14 protein-coding genes are annotated in these 18,504 nt (G+C 47.0%); 7 read left to right on the top strand and 7 right to left on the bottom strand.

Annotated elements, in window-relative coordinates; translation table 11 throughout:
* The 3 genes from MED92_RS13660 to MED92_RS13650 form a co-directional block, all read right to left on the bottom strand.
* Positions 1 to 804, bottom strand: an 804-nt coding sequence (locus MED92_RS13660) for an NAD(P)/FAD-dependent oxidoreductase (RefSeq protein WP_202899576.1), incomplete at its 3' end; no start/stop codon positions are given.
* Between the two features lie 36 nt (positions 805 to 840).
* Positions 841 to 2,619, bottom strand: coding sequence for an acyl-CoA dehydrogenase family protein (locus MED92_RS13655; protein WP_007022146.1), 1,779 nt, complete (start codon positions 2,617 to 2,619; stop codon positions 841 to 843).
* A gap of 173 nt (positions 2,620 to 2,792) precedes the next feature.
* Entirely contained in the window at positions 2,793 to 3,851 is a 1,059-nt protein-coding gene (locus tag MED92_RS13650) for an AraC family transcriptional regulator (protein ID WP_007022145.1), read from the bottom strand.
* Between the two features lie 280 nt (positions 3,852 to 4,131).
* On the opposite strand from MED92_RS13650, the gene MED92_RS13645 reads away from it, so the two are divergent.
* The 3 genes from MED92_RS13645 to MED92_RS13635 all read left to right on the top strand — a co-directional run bounded on the left by MED92_RS13645 (position 4,132) and on the right by MED92_RS13635 (position 8,335).
* Positions 4,132 to 5,952, top strand: coding sequence for a DUF1302 domain-containing protein (locus MED92_RS13645; protein ID WP_007022144.1), 1,821 nt, complete (start codon positions 4,132 to 4,134; stop codon positions 5,950 to 5,952).
* 27 nt (positions 5,953 to 5,979) lie between these two features.
* Positions 5,980 to 7,323 (top strand): DUF1329 domain-containing protein, encoded by a 1,344-nt coding sequence (locus MED92_RS13640; RefSeq protein WP_007022143.1) that lies wholly within the window; start codon positions 5,980 to 5,982, stop codon positions 7,321 to 7,323.
* Positions 7,324 to 7,498: 175 nt separating this feature from the next.
* Positions 7,499 to 8,335, top strand: coding sequence for a CvfB family protein (locus tag MED92_RS13635; RefSeq protein WP_007022142.1), 837 nt, complete (start codon positions 7,499 to 7,501; stop codon positions 8,333 to 8,335).
* A gap of 58 nt (positions 8,336 to 8,393) precedes the next feature.
* Here the strand turns inward: MED92_RS13635 and MED92_RS13630 are convergent, their stop codons facing one another.
* The 4 genes from MED92_RS13630 to MED92_RS13615 form a co-directional block, all read right to left on the bottom strand.
* On the bottom strand, positions 8,394 to 9,128 hold the full coding sequence (locus tag MED92_RS13630; protein ID WP_007022141.1) for a glutathione peroxidase: 735 nt from the start codon (positions 9,126 to 9,128) through the stop codon (positions 8,394 to 8,396).
* Positions 9,129 to 9,240: 112 nt separating this feature from the next.
* Positions 9,241 to 11,436 (bottom strand): putative bifunctional diguanylate cyclase/phosphodiesterase, encoded by a 2,196-nt coding sequence (locus MED92_RS18670; protein WP_007022140.1) that lies wholly within the window; start codon positions 11,434 to 11,436, stop codon positions 9,241 to 9,243.
* Positions 11,437 to 11,554: 118 nt separating this feature from the next.
* On the bottom strand, positions 11,555 to 12,586 hold the full coding sequence (locus MED92_RS13620; RefSeq protein ID WP_007022139.1) for a M14 family metallopeptidase: 1,032 nt from the start codon (positions 12,584 to 12,586) through the stop codon (positions 11,555 to 11,557).
* The gene (locus MED92_RS13615; RefSeq protein ID WP_007022138.1) at positions 12,587 to 14,083 is read right to left on the bottom strand and encodes a glutamate-cysteine ligase family protein; all 1,497 of its coding nucleotides are present in this window, start codon (positions 14,081 to 14,083) and stop codon (positions 12,587 to 12,589) included. It abuts the gene before it with no gap.
* Positions 14,084 to 14,246: 163 nt separating this feature from the next.
* Here MED92_RS13615 and MED92_RS13610 point away from each other — a divergent pair, with 163 nt between their 5' ends.
* From MED92_RS13610 to MED92_RS13595, 4 genes are all read left to right on the top strand, one after another.
* Entirely contained in the window at positions 14,247 to 15,542 is a 1,296-nt protein-coding gene (locus MED92_RS13610) for a PqiA/YebS family transporter subunit (RefSeq protein WP_007022137.1), read from the top strand.
* Between the two features lie 20 nt (positions 15,543 to 15,562).
* Positions 15,563 to 17,194 (top strand): intermembrane transport protein PqiB, encoded by a 1,632-nt coding sequence (gene pqiB, locus MED92_RS13605; RefSeq protein WP_040662954.1) that lies wholly within the window; start codon positions 15,563 to 15,565, stop codon positions 17,192 to 17,194.
* A complete protein-coding gene (locus tag MED92_RS13600; protein ID WP_007022135.1) occupies positions 17,187 to 17,771 on the top strand; it encodes a PqiC family protein in 585 nt (194 codons plus the stop codon). The genes pqiB and MED92_RS13600 overlap by 8 nt, the downstream gene beginning before the upstream one ends.
* A 144-nt stretch (positions 17,772 to 17,915) precedes the next feature.
* Positions 17,916 to 18,464: a hypothetical protein gene (locus tag MED92_RS13595; protein ID WP_007022134.1), complete on the top strand. Its 549-nt coding sequence runs from the start codon at positions 17,916 to 17,918 to the stop codon at positions 18,462 to 18,464.
* The last annotated feature ends 40 nt before the right edge of the window (positions 18,465 to 18,504 follow it).

Here is an 18,504-nt window from a genome sequence, read left to right as displayed (position 1 = left end):
TGAGTAATTCAGATCGATAATCAGACCTACTACGACCTGATTATTTTCGGTGTGGTAGAGAAAGAACCCTCCACTGGCGTCATCCAATGGCCAACCCGAACCATGCAAAACCAAACCCGGTTGATGCTTGTCCGGATCAATATCCCAAAGCTCTTTGATACCAATCCCATAATGCTGCGCATCCGCTTTAGCATCGAGATCAAACTTTTCAATTAACTCTTTCCCTAAATGGCCCCGGCAGCCTTCTGAGAAGACAGTGTATTTCGCATGAAGCTCCATCCCTGGCATATAACTATCTTTTTGCTCACCCTCTGCGCTAACCCCCATATCACCCGTTGCGATACCTTTGACGCTACCGTCATCGTTATACAGCACTTCAGCCGCAGCAAAGCCAGGAAAGATCTCTACACCTAACTGCTCGGCCTGTTCTGCTAACCAGCGACACAAGTTACCCAGGCTCACGATATAGTTACCATGGTTGTGCATAGTTTTAGGCACCAGCATATTGGGAACTTTTATCGCTTTCTCTTCATTCTTTAACATGAAGATCTGATCTTCTGTCACCGGTGTATTCAAAGGAGCACCCAGCTCCTTCCAATCCGGGAACAATTCATCCAGTGCACGACTTTCAACAACTGCACCCGACAGAATATGCGCCCCCACTTCAGAGCCTTTCTCTACCACACATACAGTGATTTCGTGCTCTGCCTCATTGGCCTGCTGCATCAAACGACAAGCCGCAGACAAACCCGCAGGGCCCGCACCTACGATGACAACATCAAATTCCATTGACTCACGCGCCATATCACTCATTACTTCACCTCACTCAAATATGGCTACTTAAAACTGCTCTTCAGAAAGCTGCATGATGGTATCGCCACCTGCCTGCATTGCTTTCAGCAAGCCCGACGTTCTTGGCAACATCTGCTCCGCGAAGAATCTTGCGCACGCAATTTTGCTTTGCATAAAGGGAATATCAGTGCCTTCGTCTGCCAATTTAATCTGCGCAATATTGGCAGACTTCAACATCAGCCAGCCGCTGCAGAGGTAGCCCATCAGCATCATAAAGCTCACGCTTGCGCCACCCGCAGCAGAGCTATCGTTGGCTGCGACATCAAGCACCCAGTTCTTCGCTTCCTTAGCTTCATTCAGTACATCCTGAAAAGACTCAACCACATCCTGAAGTTCCGGCGAACTGATTGCATTAAGATCACCCTGAATCTCATCCAGTAGGGCTGTGAGCGCAGCGCCATTATCTACCAACGTTTTTCGCCCGATCAGGTCCAGTGCCTGGATACCTGTAGTGCCCTCATAAATCGTCAGAATACGTGCATCACGATAATGCTGGGCAGCTCCGGTTTCTTCGATAAAGCCCATCCCGCCATGAATCTGAACACCAAGATAAGTTATCTCTTGGGCAAGCTCTGTAATCCAGCCCTTAACAATAGGTGTTAGCAATTCAGTACGTGCTTTATGTTGCGCTTTCTGCTCAGCGCAGGTCGCATTGTGATAATAATCACTTTCAGCTTTTGCCACATAAGTCAGCGCTCGCATCGCTTGCGAGCCGGCTTTCATCTGCATCAGCATTCGGCGAACATCAGGGTGATTAATAATCGTAATGCGGGAGCCATCTCGCAGCGTGCCCTGAACACGATCTTTTGCGTACGCCAGTGCATGCTGATAAGCACGCTCGGAAATAGCTAATCCCTGAAGGCCAACACCCTGGCGCGCATCATTCATCATCGTGAACATACACGCCAGACCGTTGTTCTCTTCGCCCACCAGATAACCGATAGCACCTTCATTTTCACCAAAACTCATCACACAGGTCGGGCTGCCATGAATCCCTAATTTGTGCTCCAAAGCAACCGCATAAGCATCATTGCGTTTATCGGTTAGCTCACCGTTTTCATCGAGTAGAAACTTTGGCACAACGAATAGAGAAATCCCTTTAACGCCTGGAGGCGCATCCGGTAGACGGGCCAATACCAAGTGAACAATGTTATCCGTCATCTGGTGATCGCCCCAGGTGATAAATATCTTCTGGCCTGTGATACGGTAATGATCACCTTCTGGCACCGCACGGGCTTTAAGAGCTGCCAGATCCGTACCTGCATCTGGCTCTGTCAGGTTCATAGTACCTGTCCATTCACCACTGATCAGTTTTGGTAAGTAGAACTGCTGCAGCTGCTCGCTACCATGCGCCTCAATTGCTTCAATTGCCCCCTGAGTTAGGAGAGGACAAAGGGACCAAGCCAGGTTCGCAGACTGCCAAACTTCGTTGACCGCAACTGCCAATGTATTTGGCAGCCCCTGCCCACCAAATTCTGGGTTATGTGCAAGCGAGGGCCATCCACCTTCACAGAACTGCTGGTAAGCTTCTGAGAATCCTTCAGTTTCAGTAACCTGATTGTTCTGAATCGCTGCTCCTTTCTGGTCGCCTACTATATTTAAAGGTGCCAGCTGTTCGTTTCCAAGCTTACCGGCCTCGTCCAATACAGCTTCTGCCAGACCATCCGCAAACTCTTCCAGCCCTGCACTTTTACAGATCTGTTCCAGATCAACCAATTCATTAAGGACAAAAACACCATCCTGATAGGGATACCGGTAATCGCTCATTGTTATCTTAGCTCCGTACAAAAAAGCACTCAGGCTCAACTTTTCTTATTTTGGGAAATGCTAAAAATATGATCTTCAGATCCCCTTAAAGCCTCAATAACAATTCAAACCTCATTCAATAACAAAAACACTCAGGCAAAAAAAAGCCCTTTATTTAAGGGCTTTATAGCTAACTATGAATTTTCCAATTGCTGGCAATAGGTGTCACTACGCCTATATTCACCCGGCGTCATACCCGTCCATTTCTTAAACGAGCGGAAAAACGCTGAAGGCTCATCAAAGCCCATCAATCCAGCTACATCATTGATCGATAACTGTGGAGAGTTCATATAGTTGAGAGCAGCCATCTTGCGGCACTCATCCTTAATTTTCTGATAAGAGGTATCTTCTTCGAGCAGGCGTCGCCGCAAAGTTGATACCGACATATGCAGACGGTAAGCAACCTCTTCTGCACTCGGCAACTCCTGGCTGAAGTCCTTACCAATCAGCGCCACCACCTGGGATTTAAGGCTGGTGTCATCGTCAACCATAACGATAAGTTGGTACGGTGCTGTTTTCAGGAAACTGCGCAGTGTTTCCGGGGTCTGCACTACCGGAAAATCAAGATAACGGGCAGGAAAAACAATCGCATTATCATGTTGATCAAACTTCACTTCAGACTGAAATAACGTCTTATACTGAGCAAGATCATCAGGCTCGGAGAAAGAGAAATAGGCGGCTTTTAGTTCCAGCCGCTTACCAATCAGCCAACATAAAAAGTGATGCCACATCGATAACGAGGTTCGGATTCTTCCCGGAATTTCATCCTTCAAGATCTCCTGCATCGAGACTTCAGCAGCATCTGTGGTCGTGAATGACACTTTTGCATAGCGTCCTTTCCGAACCAGGTATGGTTTTACCTTAGTGCCTCGGCAGATCTCATGAAAATCGCTGGCCCTGTAGATAGCTCGCTCAAGTGTTGGGCAATGAATCAGACAGTGGCACATCATGCGGAATGTCCCGTTAGGCACTTTCCCACCGCTGAGCATACCGAAGTACTCGTCTTGCGCGATATAGTAGATACGCTGGTACAACAGCCCGAACTTATCGGCCGGGAACTCTGTCTGGCTATCTATCTCTGAGGCAGAGATGCCTACGTAATTCAGCAATTGATCGACACTAAAACCCTGCTCTTCGACCAGTTGTAATAAGTGCCTGACATACCCGGCAGGTACCGTAATTTTACGCTCCATAGTGATAAACCTATGTGTTAGTTGTTCATATTTCGCGCATTTCCCTTTTTTATTGTTGAACGATTATGTCACCAATTACAACCCCGCGAACAATTTTGTTAATAACTTTGCGCTCAATTGTTATTGAGAGATTTAGTCTCGCAGAGGAATATGCTTAGGGTTCCAAGCTCTTTTTTTTGATTTAAGCCCTTATATCTTCTGCTTTTTGATAATGTTGAGCTAAATTAATACACAATGTATTTGCGCCTTTTAAAAAAATAACAAACGCTAGGTGAACGAAATGGCAATAAAAAACAGGCTTTTGCAGCGCAGCAAAAACCATTCCCCGGTGTTTACACGCCGTCTTCTGCCTCTGCTGGTGGGCACTGCAATCAGCATTAATCAGGCTCAGGCCGTCGAATTCAACATCGGTGAAATTGAAGGTCGTTTCGATTCACAGATCTCTGTCGGTGCCAGCTGGAGAGCTAAAGATGCGTCTTCAGACTTAGTATCAGGTGTCAATGGAGGTACCAGTAAAGGCGCCGGTAGTTATGATGATGCGACTCAAAACTTTAAAAAGGGCGAAACCTTCTCCCAAATAGTAAAAGGTGTTCATGACCTTGAGCTGAGCTATGAAAACATGGGGGTTTTCACCAGAGCTAAGTATTGGTACGACGCAGAATTAGAATCAGGGTCTAGAGCCCACGGTCATTCACCTAATGGATATACGCCAGACGCAGAGCTAAATGACTCTGGGTTTAATGACTTTGCCAAATTTTCTGGCTTTGAAGTATTAGATGCCTATTGGTACGGCGGCTTCGATATAGGAGAAAAGCCTCTTGATGTCCGCATTGGTCGTCAGGTTGTGAACTGGGGTGAAAGTACCTTCATTCAAGGTGGTTTGAATGCCATCAACCCATTCGATGTCAACGCATTTAGACGAGCTGGCGCTGAAGTGAAAGAGGGCTTGCTCCCTGTAAACATGGCTTTTGCATCATTAGGGGTCACTGACAACTTAAGCCTGGAAGGTTTCTATCAGATCCAATGGGAGCCAACTGCGATCGATGGCTGTGGTACTTATTTTTCGACAAGTGATTTTGTTGCAGAGGGATGTAATGGCATCCGTATCAATTCCGGAGCACTGGCCAACTTTAATGACCAGGCCTACTTTAATGGTCCTGCATTGCCCGATGACCCTGTTGTTTATCGCGATGAAAACGGTCGAAGAGAAGCCGATGATAACGGTCAGTTTGGTATCTCATTACGTTACTTCTCAGAAGAACTAAATAATACAGAATTTGGGTTTTACGCAGCCAAATATCACAGCCGTTTACCTATCGCTAGTGGTATTTTTAATGTCGGCAACGCGATACCAGGCTTAACCACCCTAGCCTCTGAGTATTATGTTGAATACCCAGAAGATATAAAAATGCTCGGTTTAAGCTTCAATACGAATGTTGGTGATGTTGCTTGGTCAGGGGAAATTAGCCATAAACAAAATGTCCCTATGCAGATAAACGGAACATCTCTGATCGCAGGTATTTTGACAGCAGGTGCTACCGGTAATACCGGGTTAGATAGCTACATACAAACTGCAACCTCTGGTGGTACAGCTCCAGGTAGTGAAGTAAACGGATATCAAACGTTTGATGTTACTCAACTTCAAACCAGCTTGATCAGTTTTCATGACCGGGTTCTCGGAGCAAGCCGTTTAACTTTGATTGGCGAATTAGGCTGGACCCATGTTCACAGCCTTGACGAAAGCGCTAACGCTCTGAAATTTGGCCGCCATGGCTCCTTTGGTTACGCCGCTGGCGATAACGATGGTTTTGTAACTCAAGATTCTTATGGTTATGTTCTACGTGCTAACCTGAACTATCCAAACGCATTTGCTGGTGTAAACCTAACACCGCAAATTAGTTTCAAACATGGTATCGAAGGTTACGGCCCTGCACCTGGAGCAGCCTTCCGAGAGGGAGAGAAAACGCTTGGTCTCAGCTTAACTGCGGATTACCTGAACAAGTACTCTTTCCAGTTAGGATACACCGACTATTTTGGTGGTGATTACAACGAGCTGAAAGACCGCGACTTTATTTCACTCAGCGCATCTGTATCGTTCTAAGATCAGCAGTTAATGGAGAAAAGATATATGTTTAACACAAAGAAATTGCTGCTGAGCACTGCCCTTATGGTTGCATCGTCAACACTGTATGCAGCAACCACACCGGAGCAAGCCGCTAAGCTCGGCGATACACTTACGCCTATAGGTGCGGAAAAAGCCGGTAATGCTGCGGGTACTATTCCGGCATGGACTGGCGGATTAGAAAGCTCAGCAGATCGCTATACAAATCCATTTGCAAGCGAACAACCGCTGTTCACTATTACGGCAGCAAACATGGATCAGCACAAAGCCAACCTGACCCCTGGGCAGATTGCGATGCTGAAGAAGTACTCGGATAGCTATTCAATTCCCGTGTACCCATCACATCGAACAGCTGCATTACCTGCTGATGTATATTCTGCGGCTAAAGAAAACGCGACTAAAGCCAACCTTACGGATGGAGGTAACGGTTTGAGCGGTTTTACTACCGCGGTTCCATTCCCAATTCCTGACAATGGTCTGGAGGTTATCTGGAACCACATGACCCGCTATCGTGGCGGCGCACTGGAACGTACATTTGTGCAGGTTCCTGTTCAGGCTAATGGTAGCTTTACAGCAGTTAAGATTAACGAAAAGATGTCCTGGCCTACATCTCTGAAAGGTGGCGCTGATCCGAAGAAAGATGAAAACATTCTTTTCTACTTTGTTCAGCAGGTTAAGGCACCGTCACGTCTGACCGGTAACGTATTGCTTGTGCATGAAACCATGAACCAGGTGACCCAACCTCGCCAGGCGTGGACTTATAACGCGGGTCAGCGTCGAGTGCGTCGTGCACCGCAGATCGCTTACGACGCACCAGGCACAGCGAGTGATGGTCAGCGTACTACCGACAACCTGGACTTGTTCAATGGCGCACCCGACCGTTATAACTGGAATCTGGTAGGCAAGCAGGAACTGTATATCCCGTATAACAGTTTCAAACTGGCAGATCGCGGTCTGACTTATGATGACATCCTGAAGCCAGGACATATGAACCCTGAGCTAACACGTTACGAGTTGCATCGTGTTTGGAAAGTAGAAGCTACGCTTAAAGAGGGTGAACGCCATATTTATGCCAAACGTACCTTCTACATTGATGAAGACACTTGGCAGATCGCTGTTGTTGATCACTATGATGGTCGTGGCGAGCTATGGCGCGTAGGTGAAGCACACCAGTTCCAGTACCGGGATGCAAACGTACCTTGGTTGACGGCTGAAGCGTTGTACGACCTTCAATCCGGCCGTTATCTGGTTGGTAGTCTGACAAATGAAGAGGGTGATGGTTTCGACTTTACCCAGCGCTTCAAGCATAAAGACTTTACCCCTCAGGCGATCCGTCGACTGGGAAAATAAAGCACTAAGGAGTAGGTAAATCCGTTATCACCTACTCCTATATACCGCACAGCAAGATCTAAGCCCTGCCCAATAGGCAGGGCTTTTTAATTTAGGGCTTTCAACTTGCTGCTACTCCTAAGATAATAGACAGTAACCCATCTATTTACTGCACCCCAAGTTGAAGGTTTACCCTATGCCCGAGATCGGCAATTACTCCACCCTTGAAGTTATCAAAGAGAAAGATTTTGGCGTATACCTAGATGCCGGGGATCTTGGTGAGATTCTTCTACCGAGAAAGTACTGCCCTGAAGACTTAAGCACGGGTGATAGAATTCGCGTTTTTATCTATCTGGATACCGATGACTATCTGATTGCAACGACCGAGAAGCCTTCAACCATTGTCGGCGAGTTTGCGATGCTCAAAGTCTCTGCAGTCAATGACGTAGGTGCATTTCTGGATTGGGGGCTGGCGAAAGAGGTGCTACTTCCATACAGCGAACAGAAAAATCGTCCTGTAGAAGTAGGCAAACGCTACCTGGTTCGCTTGTATCTGGATAAAAACACTAACCGTATTGTTGCTTCTACAAAGATCGATAAATTTCTCGATAAAAGCAAACCTCGCTACAAGGTGGGTGAAGAGGTACAACTGGTTATTGCGAACCGAACCGATCTGGGTCAGAAAGCGATTGTGAACCATGAACACTGGGGAATGATTTTCAAAAGCGACCTGCTTAAAACGATCTATCCTGGCCAGAAAATGAAAGGCTACATTAAAGAGGTCAGAGAGGATGGCAAGATCACGCTTGCCATGCAAAAACCAGGTTATAGCAAAGTAGTCGATACTGCTGGGCAGATTCTGGAGATGCTCAAGGAACAGGATGGTTACATCACTGTCAATGACAAATCCTCGCCGGATATTATCTATAAGCTGTTCGGCGTCAGTAAAAAAGCATTCAAAATGGCTGTCGGCGCACTGCTTAAGCAAGGAAAAATCAGCATCGAACCCGGCGGGCTACGCCTGAAAGATTAAGCACGACACTGATAAAAAAACGCACCCTGAGGTGCGTTTTTTTATTCATGGCAACGAGTTATTTCGCTACCCATGCCTCCAGCTCATCCGCACTACCGACTAGCTCACCGTCTACAAAAATCTGAGGGGTAGTACCACGGCCAGTAACCGCCTGTAATGAACTGAAGCTAACACCATTCGTGCCCAGTTCAATCTCTTCATATTTGTAGCCGTTCTCTGTCAGCACATTCTTGGCACGTGTACAGTGCGGGCAGCCAGGCTTACTGATAATAGTGACACGCTTTGGCTGTTCTGCTTGCGGATTGATGTAATCTAGCATGGTATCCGCATCAGAAACCTGGAACGGGTCGCCTGGCAGATCTGGTTCGATATACATTTTATCGATGACACCATCCTTAACCAGCATAGAGTAACGCCAGCTACGCTTCCCGAAGCCCAGCTCATCCTTATCCACCAGCATACCCATCGCTTCACTGAACTCGCCATTACCATCAGGCAGGAAAGTGACGTTTTCCGCTTTCTGATCTTCAGCCCAGGCATTCATCACAAAAGTATCATTAACAGATAGACAAATAATCTCGTCCACACCGTTAGCGGCAAATACTGGCGCTAATTCGTTGTAACGTGGCAGGTGCGTACTCGAACATGTCGGGGTAAATGCGCCAGGCAGGGCAAAAACAATGACAGTTTTACCTTTAAACAGCTGCTCACTTGTCACATCCACCCAATCATTACCCTGGCGAGTATGGAAAGTTACCTGTGGAATGTTCTTGCCTTCTGAATTCTGCAACATGATTTAGTCCTCTGGTTATCCCAATTCGTTGGCGTCCTCGACGCTGATGGAATAACTATAGACAAACAGAATAAATTACGAAAATTAAATAAAATCAATAAATCAATAGCCATTAACTATCACCGCTAAGAAAAGCGATAAATTCATCATAAGGGAGTGGTTTACCCAGATAGAAGCCCTGAATATAGTCACAACCAAACTCTTTCAACATATCCATCTGAGCCTGGTCCTCAACGCCTTCAGCAACAACACGAATACCCAGGGTTTGTCCCATTTTGATGATTACTTCAACCAGAGTACGATCTTGCTCATCTTCAAGCAGATCCGTAATAAAGCTACGGTCAATTTTAAGGTAGTCCACCGGATAGTGACGAAGGTAGTTAATCGCCGAATACCCTGTGCCAAAATCATCAATAGAGAAAGCTATACCTTTCCCCCTTAACATGTTGATCTTGTCTAACTGGCTGTCCCCACCATCCATTAGGAGCGATTCTGTAATTTCAAAAACAATCATGTCATGGGGAACATTGTGACTATCAATAATTTGCAACCAACGCTGATCGGCATCTTTCGGATAAAATTCTGCTACCGATCGGTTGATAGAAACCTGGATTGAATGCCCTGATTCACGTAGTTGATTTGATAGATGGCAGGCTTCATCCAAGATCCACTCGCCTAAGGGTTTAATCGCGCCAGTCTGCTCAGCAACGGGAATAAACTCCACAGGAGAGATCAAGCCTCGCTCAGGATGAACCCAACGTACTAACGCCTCACATTTGCTTACTCGACCAGAAGAAAGCGCCATGATCGGCTGCAGGTAGAGTTCGAATTGTCCTTTACGCAACCCATCCAGAATTTCATTATGCACCTGGACATGCCGTTTAACTTCCTGACTAAGATGATCATTGAAGAAGAAAATTCTGTTTTTCCCAGCCCGTTTGGCTTCATACATCGCTCGATCAGCATTCTGCAATAATAGCTCCATGCTGCCACCATCAGCAGGATACATAGCGATACCTAAGCTATGCGTCACCGATAGGTACTGACCATTTATCAGATAAGGCTCCCCAAGCTCTAACTGCAATTTTTCAGCGAGGAGCTCGGCTTGAGTCGCCGATTCCAGATCTTTGAGTACAATAACAAACTCGTCACCGGCTAAACGGGCGATCAGATCATCACTACGAACAATGGAAACCATCCTGTGAGCAAAAAGGCGAAGTAACTCATCCCCGGCTGGGTGCCCCCAGTTATCATTGACCTCTTTGAAGTAATCAAGATCGATGAAGAACAGCGCAAACATATGACCATGGCGCTGATGCTCATAAATCAACGACTGAAGCTGTTGGCTAAAGTGATAACGGTTAGACAACCCGGTAAGCACATCATAGTTAGCCCGATAGGTTGCTGTTTCTATCGCCTGTAGCTTTTCCCGATAGTTTGTCGCAATAAGATAGGCAGCCATACCTGTTGCCAGACTCACCAAGAACGCTACCAACCAATAGTAGATCACCTCTTTGGTACTCACCTGCCAACCCTGGCTAGCATTCGCAGCCAGTTGCCACCGTCCGTAAGGAAGAATGACGTCGACAGAGACGCTACCAGGAGAAAAAACTGCAGGGTCTCCGTAAAACACCTCCCCTTCAGCACCTTTAGCATCTTTACCACGTATTGCGATATCGACTCCCCATAACGAGGTATCTATCCCTGCTCTTTGCAGCAGGTCTTTATCATCAATAACTGCTGACACTATGCCCCAAAGCATCTTTCGATCAGTACCGATAAAAACAGGCACCCTTGCAATAAGAGCACTTCCACCCTGCACCAGATCTACAGGGCCACTGAGAATCACCTCATCAAGTTCGACTGCTTCCATAATCGCACTGAGCTGTGCAGGAATTTTTCGGTAATTCAGGCCCAGGGCCTTTTCATTCCCTTTCGAAGGATGGAGATTCGTAATAATAAGATCCGGCGCTAAGGCAATGTGCTTAATACTGAGCTGAGTTTGCAGGTATTCATCTACCAGCCGGGCAAACTCCGCCTGGGTGATATCCGAGTTAATCGCGACTTCCGCTTTAAGACCGCGTAACACGACCAAGTGGGCATTAATCTCACCTTCAAGGCGAGCGCCCAAAGTCAGTAAGTTTACAAACGCCTGATGTTTTATGTTTTCCCGGATACGCTCAAATTCATGGCTAATAAACAGAGCTGAAATAATTAGCACTATCGAGAAGATCATCGCCGAAAATGCAAACGGCCTGATAGTCAGGAGGTTAAGCAAGCGATGGGAAGAACTAATGATAGAACTCATAACGACGAATGGTTTTGCGACTCTGTATATATTCCAGGAAAGCTGCAGCGCAACATATTAAGACTTAAGACTAATTTATACAGACATATAAGACGGGATGAAAGGCCCCTTACCCTAATCAGGTATCCAAGACCTCATGTTCTTGCTCTTTTGCTGCATACAACAAGCAATCCCCCAATGCGATATCCGGTCGGGTTGTAATCATAAAGAGCTTAAGCTCTTGAACTGTATAGAGTTGATTGCCTTTGATACCAAAAAACTCAGCAAACACGTCTTCGCCTTCTGCATTCAGAACCTTTATCTGTTCACGGGCCTGTTCACTGCCTAACCAACCGATTAAGGTACCTGCCGCCACAGCACCAAAATTAAAACGATCCAACCCTGTCGGCACAGTGATATCTGTTCCAAGCACGTAACTTTCCGCAAAGGCGATGGTAGTATTCTGTTTAAACTCCAACCTAACGGGATGACGGTAAAGATCGAGATGATGACCCGGTTGCAACACAAAAACATCATCCGAATACAGATATTTTTGCAATCCCTTCCAAGCTACATCAGAAGAGCCGCTATCTTGCGCACCTCCGCACTCAATAGTCACTACCGGACAACGGCGGGTGCTACGTTCCATTAAAGCGCCCATTCGCAGATCGGTAATAACAAGTCGATCGCAGAATAGTGAAACAAGTGCTTCGTGCGCTTCACTTTCATAGGTCACCACTCCAAAATCAGGACTGCTACCGGAGGTGTTATGAATATCCAGAATACACTCAGGCTGGTAATGATCTAATAGTTCGACAATCTCTTCTGCCACACGACCCGGTATATCGGTATAAGGCGGGAAAAAGCAACGGTTCATATCTCGTTGCCCGGGGTAGACCCGATTTCTAAACAGTGGCTCTAACAAAGCTGCGGGAATTGACGGTATGAAACAGAGCAGATTGAAACCAGGCTTCTTTTCTGTCAACAACCACCTATGCAATGCCTGTATTCCAGAAGGCTCATTGCCGTGCAGCAAGGTAACTACCGCTCGGGTTCTGTCAGAGCGCTCGCCATCAATATATATCATGGTGGGTTCAGCCAGACTTTTAAGGAAAGCTTCCGGGGTATCGCAGTACTGTTCAGGTGATGGATTGATCAGTTGTTTCAACACTTAGCCCCTATCATTGCGATTGTTCCACTGAGCAACTGGTGTATTAGCTGCCGAATATTGCATGTAATTTTGTACCATGCCTGTTAAAGCCTTAGCACTGTTCATTTTACGTGCTAACCGCATAAACTCCCGGCGTTGCCACACTGCACCATTGATACCTGTTTTTAAGCGTTCATCCATAATACTCAGGTAATGGGTTTGTTCATCTTTATCGACACAAAGCTGATCCAAGCCCTTTTGCACATGAGGCCATAACTGCCTGGCTATCTCCATAACAGGCACCTTTTTCAGACCGCCAGCATCCGGAGTAATCCACATTAACTCGGCCTGCATACCTTTCTCCGCTGCCTGGTAAAAGTTATTGACCAGAACACTAAAGGGCATAGAAGGAATGATCTCGTCCATAAGTGCCTGCAATCCTCTTGCAGCCCCCAGCACGAAGGCTGCATTTGCAGCCATATCTGACGGAGTCGGACCTGAAGGCAGAGAACGCATCTCAATCCGCAAATGCCCTCCGTTATTTTGGTCATATACGGCTCGGTTCCAGGGCCAGACCGTTCCAGAGTGCATCCTTAACTCTTCAAGTGATGGAATGCCCCCTTGCTTAATAATGCTCTGAACATTTTCTGAATCCACTACCGGTATAATTGGCTCATGCAGATGTACCATCTCCGCGAACAACTCATAGGCCCCTTCCCTGACCCAGCCACTCCCGAAATCAACCCGTGAAGGTACGCCTCTGGAACACTCTTCATGCGAACGTCCATCGATGGTTTGCCTGAAAAGAGGGATCCGAGTTTCGTGCCACAGTTTATGCCCCAACATGAATGGCGAATTCGCTGACAATGCCAAAATAACGGGTGTGACTAACTGCAAAGCATTAAACATTGATGCAAATTGATCCGGCTCGACCCGGTAATGGATCTGCATAGAGCTATTTGCACCTTCCAGCGTTACATCCTTTGAACGTAAGGATATAGGCGGATCACCATCAATATTAATACAAAACATCCGCCCGCGAAGACGTTGAAGTGCCTGAGTTAATGCAAAAAAGCGCGATTCATCTGTCATCGCCTGAAGACCGAAGTCACTGCGTTTTAAGGTCGGTAAAATTCCTACAGGTAGCGCGACACCCTGCTCTGCTTCAATATGCTTATTGATCAGCGCGATAGCATCTAGCATCTCGCCTTCTAACTGACTAAAAGGCTTACCAGCAGCCTTCACCGGTTTCAGGTTGTATTCGAGATTAAATCGATTAAGTTCCAGCGCGAGCTGAGGGTGCCCGCTCCGTTCAATAATTTCCCTATTTAATGCCAGGGGACGGGCCTGCTTATCAACCAGATAAAGTTCTAGCTCTGCGCCTATTGATGTATCGCCTTTGCCAAAGTCTGGCCTGTCCAGTACATCTCGCAGACCGTCCAGATTCTCCCGCAAACGTTTTTTAAACGCGGTATAAGCTGACTGATCAAAACTGTGTGAGCTGATCTCTTGTCCCATAAGACCCCTTCAGGAAAGATTAACCCGGATGATTTAAGATTAGCGCTGAAGAGCAGAACTACCAAAACAATCTGTTGCCTTAACTCAAAAATTTGCGAACTAAATCCCAATTACCAATTAAAACGCTCTGCGATAGAATAGTGCGAAAAGCCAGGGAAGCTGAATGCTGCCAGATACAATAGCCTGCCACTGCTGTGACCAGATCCAAAATCTGGACGATATCAAGCATGGACAACGAGCGCATTGCTCCCGTTGCGGGCACTTATTGGCTCACAGAGATGACAATGGCGTAAATAAAGCCTCCGCTTTCGCAATTAGCTCACTCATCTTTCTTTTTCTGGCACTCCCCTTTCCCTTTCTGGCATTTGAATCCCAAGGCCGTACCCAGCAAGTTTCGTTACTAGAAAGCGGTTATGACCTGCTCCAATTAGGCTTTCCGGTGCTTGCTCTGGTATTAACCCTATTTATCCTGCTAGTACCTGCGCTACTACTATGCGCATACCTGTCTGTGCTATTACCGCTGAAAACCAATCGGTATTTTCCCATGATGTACCCTATAGCCAGGGTGATTTTTACGCTACACCCCTGGGGAATGGCCGAAGTTTTCCTGATAGGGGTATTGGTCAGTCTGGTTAAAATCGCAGGTATGGCCGATATCATTATCGGGATGTCTTTTTGGGCTTACGTACTCTTCGCTATCTGTCTCATCGCAACGATCACTTCGATCGATAAACACCAGTTGTGGAACAGCATTGATATCGCTACAGGGCTGCAGCGAAAATCCCCACAGGCCGAAAAAGGTAGCGCACTACTACAAGGTTTACAGAGCTGCCATCACTGTGAACTTCTTGCCCCAATTGAACAACATCAGTGCGAACGATGTGGTTCTGATCTTCACCCACGCACGCCCAATAGTTTGCAAAAAACCTGGGCGTACCTGATTACTTCGGTCATCCTCTACGTACCCGCAAACCTCTACCCAATAATGCATACTCGTTTACTGGGTAACGATGAACCCAGCACCATACTTGGTGGTGTCGTTGTTCTCTGGCAGCATGGTTCCTACCCTATTGCCAGCATAGTATTCATTGCCAGTATTCTGGTGCCAATTGGTAAAATGCTAATGATCCTCTGGCTAGCCTTCAGTGTTCAGGCTGGCCACCAACACCGGGTCGAAGAACGCATATGGATGTACCGTCTGACAGAACTGATCGGCCGTTGGTCTATGATCGATGTTTTTGTCGTTGCAGTTTTGGTTGCTCTTGTTCAACTGGGCGGCCTTATCAGCATAACGCCAGGCATAGCCGCCATCGCTTTTGCCAGTGTTGTAGTTTTCACCATGCTCGCTGCACTCAGCTTTGACCCCAGACTTATATGGGATAACCTGAGCAAAGCCGAAATCGCGTCAATCAACAAAGGGCAGGAGCCACTTAATGACCTTCTGGACGATGTCACCTGATGAAAAGCATAGAGAAACCCATGGATAACCAACCCATTATTACCAGTAAACGCTCAGTATCTTCAATTTGGTTACTCCCCTTGATTGCTCTGTGCATTGGCGGCTGGATGGTCTATCAGGATTGGGCTAATCGCGGTCAACTGGTCACTATTAGCTTTATTACCGCCGATGGCATCGAAGAGGGTAAAACCCCGATAAAAGTTAAAAGCGTTCAGGTAGGTAAAGTTGAATCGGTAAGACTCAATTTTGACGATAATAACGTACTGGTAAAAGTCCGTATTGAACCTGAAGCAGAGCAGCTACTACGAGAAAACACCAAGTTCTGGGTTGTTCGGCCCAGAGTAGGAACCGAAGGCATCAGTGGTCTCGGCACACTGCTTTCTGGTGCCTACATAGAGATGAGCCCCGGAGATAAAGGGGTAGAGCCCAAACGCTATCAAGGCCTTGAAGAGCCCCCGGTAACCTCAGATTCAGAACCGGGCCTGCGCCTGCAACTCACCAGTGATAATGCTCACTCTCTTAGCGTTGGCGAAACCGTCCTGTATCGGGGCTTTCCAGTTGGGCGTATAGAACAAGTAGAATTTGACCCTAAAGCCAGAGAAGCCCGGTACGGTTTATTCATCAAAGCACCCTATGATCAGTTAGTCACAACAAACAGCCGTTTCTGGAACATGAGTGGTGTACAGCTTAACCTATCAGCCGATGGTGTAAATGTTCAGACAGGCTCACTGGACACGCTGCTATCCGGTGGTGTTACCTTTGATGTTTTATCGGGAGAGAACCCAGGTAAAAAATCGCAAGATGGTGACAGCTTCCGTCTCTATTCAGACTTCTCGAGTGTTACGGAGCAACCTTACGCGTATTATAACGAATACCTATTGCTATTTGATCAGTCGGTGAGAGGACTTGTTGCCGGGGCGCCAGTTGAATTCAGAGGAGTAAGAATTGGTACGGTAGAGAAAATATCTTTCCAGATCGGCGAGCTCACCGGTGAAAGTGATCCGCGTATCCCGGTTATCATCAGACTTGAGCCTGGCCGTCTGGGCTTTGATGATGCAGAGAATGTGTTAACGGGCGCCCATGAAAAGCTCCGCTACTGGGTACAACAAGGCATGCGCGCTAGTCTTAAATCGGGCAACCTGCTGACAGGAAGCCTGTTTGTTGACTTCGACCTCTACCCTGATGCTGACAAAGCCAATGTCATCGAATTTGAAGGCTATCCTGTTATACCCACAATATCGGGCGGCTTACTGCAATTAGAAAACAAACTGATTGCAGTCTTGAACAAAATAGAACAACTTCAGGTGGAGCCCGTTATTGCTCAGTTGGATAGCACCCTGAGCAGTTCAGAACAAGCGATTCAACAGCTTGAAGCAACCCTTGAGCAGATCGAAAAGCTGACCCGTAGCAAGGATACCCGCGCACTACCTGAAGAGCTCAAATCGACCTTAAAAGAACTACAAACCATGGCGCAGGGCTTTTCGCCGGATAGTCGCCTCTATCAGGAGATGAATCGCTCTCTGGATACGCTACAGCAAACCCTTAAGCAGCTACAACCGATCCTGAAAACACTGGATGAAAAGCCGAACGCCCTGATCTTCGACGCACCGAAAAGTAGTGATCCAATTCCTGGAGGAGATACCAATGAATAAGTTAGTAACCTTAATCCTCCTGACCAGTTCTCTTACCCTTAGCGGCTGCGCTCAACAAAGCACGTCGCAGCAAAGTCAGTATTATTTGTTAAGTAGTGATAGCCAAAGCTACACAAAGTCTGACACCCGATCGGTTATTGGCGTATCACCCGTCAATGTAGCGGCCTATATAAACACACCCGGCATCGCTTTATTGACCAAAGAAAATCATATCCGGATCGCAAACCATCACCTCTGGGCAGAACAGCCAGACCTGGCAATCAGCCGTGTTTTACACAGCGAGCTGGATGCGTTGCTTCCACACTCAAGAGTGGATAGCGGCGAATTAGGCCGCCAGAGCGATTGGCAATACACGATCACAACCCAGATCGATCAGTTCCATGGAACCGCTTCAGGGGAAGCGGTATTAAGCGGCTTCTGGCAGTTTAAGAACGAACAAAGGGTGTTAGTTACGCAGCGCTTCAATATGAAACAACCGATCGGGAAACCTGGCTATGCACCACTAGTCGACAGCTTGCGTGAGCTATTAACCCAACTGGCTGAACAGCAAGCGCAGGAAATAGCCAAGAAGTTGTAAATGCTGGAACTAATCTCACTGTCCTGTATCAAAGATTAATACACCCAGATGAGTAATTTTTAACCAATTCTACTTAAAACTGGTCTATAATTATCAACTCTGCGTTTTCTATCGCAGTTAAGTAGTAAGAAATTGGTCAGCGCTATGGAAAATAACATTACATCACTCGGTCTTAGTCAGCCATTTGCAGCCCCAAGGGGCAATGGAACTGAATCGGCAAATCAGCCGCGTTCTGCCGTGCAAGAACTACTGGCTCCGGAGCAAGCGGGTCAGGTTCAATTGAACCAGGATATTCCGCAAACCAGCCAGATTCCGGAAGTTGAAAACCAGCTGGAAACACGGACCAATCAGACCAACAATGCTGAACAGGCAACCGATCAGGCTGCCCAGCAACAGCAGATCGAGAGCTTCCTGGCAGAGCAAACAGGTCAGGACGAAGAGAACTTCCGAGGTATCGACGTACAATCTGCCTTAGTGCTCCAGGAGAGCCTGCGCAATCGTCCTGAAACCAACCTGCCTCAGGCTGAAAGTTTTGCCGCTGCCAATAACCCTGCCAACGATTCAGATATTCCTGCTGATGCCAACGAACAGCAGAGTCAGGATATACAGCAACGCTTGCAGAGCCGTTTAGCTGAGCAGATCCCTAATGATCCCGGGACTGAGTTCCCACAGCTGATCGAGACGATCGCCTGATTTCAGAATATATAGCGTATTGAATAAAAAAGGCCGGAAA

It is taken from the genome of Neptuniibacter caesariensis (genome assembly GCF_000153345.1).
GTDB lineage: Bacteria > Pseudomonadota > Gammaproteobacteria > Pseudomonadales > Balneatricaceae > Neptuniibacter > Neptuniibacter caesariensis.
Note: the sequence above shows the minus strand (reverse complement) of the source record. Positions and strands in the feature narration are given on the sequence as shown.

Coding starts and splice junctions, on each gene's coding strand:
- MED92_RS13600 (WP_007022135.1), top strand. CDS start 17,187: ATGAATAAGTTAGTAACCTTAATCCTCCTGACCAGTTCTCTTACCCTT.
- MED92_RS13655 (WP_007022146.1), bottom strand. CDS start 2,619: ATGAGCGATTACCGGTATCCCTATCAGGATGGTGTTTTTGTCCTTAAT.
- MED92_RS13595 (WP_007022134.1), top strand. CDS start 17,916: ATGGAAAATAACATTACATCACTCGGTCTTAGTCAGCCATTTGCAGCC.
- MED92_RS18670 (WP_007022140.1), bottom strand. CDS start 11,436: ATGAGTTCTATCATTAGTTCTTCCCATCGCTTGCTTAACCTCCTGACT.
- pqiB (WP_040662954.1), top strand. CDS start 15,563: ATGGATAACCAACCCATTATTACCAGTAAACGCTCAGTATCTTCAATT.
- MED92_RS13630 (WP_007022141.1), bottom strand. CDS start 9,128: ATGTTGCAGAATTCAGAAGGCAAGAACATTCCACAGGTAACTTTCCAT.
- MED92_RS13640 (WP_007022143.1), top strand. CDS start 5,980: ATGTTTAACACAAAGAAATTGCTGCTGAGCACTGCCCTTATGGTTGCA.
- MED92_RS13645 (WP_007022144.1), top strand. CDS start 4,132: ATGGCAATAAAAAACAGGCTTTTGCAGCGCAGCAAAAACCATTCCCCG.
- MED92_RS13635 (WP_007022142.1), top strand. CDS start 7,499: ATGCCCGAGATCGGCAATTACTCCACCCTTGAAGTTATCAAAGAGAAA.
- MED92_RS13615 (WP_007022138.1), bottom strand. CDS start 14,083: ATGGGACAAGAGATCAGCTCACACAGTTTTGATCAGTCAGCTTATACC.
- MED92_RS13610 (WP_007022137.1), top strand. CDS start 14,247: ATGCTGCCAGATACAATAGCCTGCCACTGCTGTGACCAGATCCAAAAT.
- MED92_RS13650 (WP_007022145.1), bottom strand. CDS start 3,851: ATGGAGCGTAAAATTACGGTACCTGCCGGGTATGTCAGGCACTTATTA.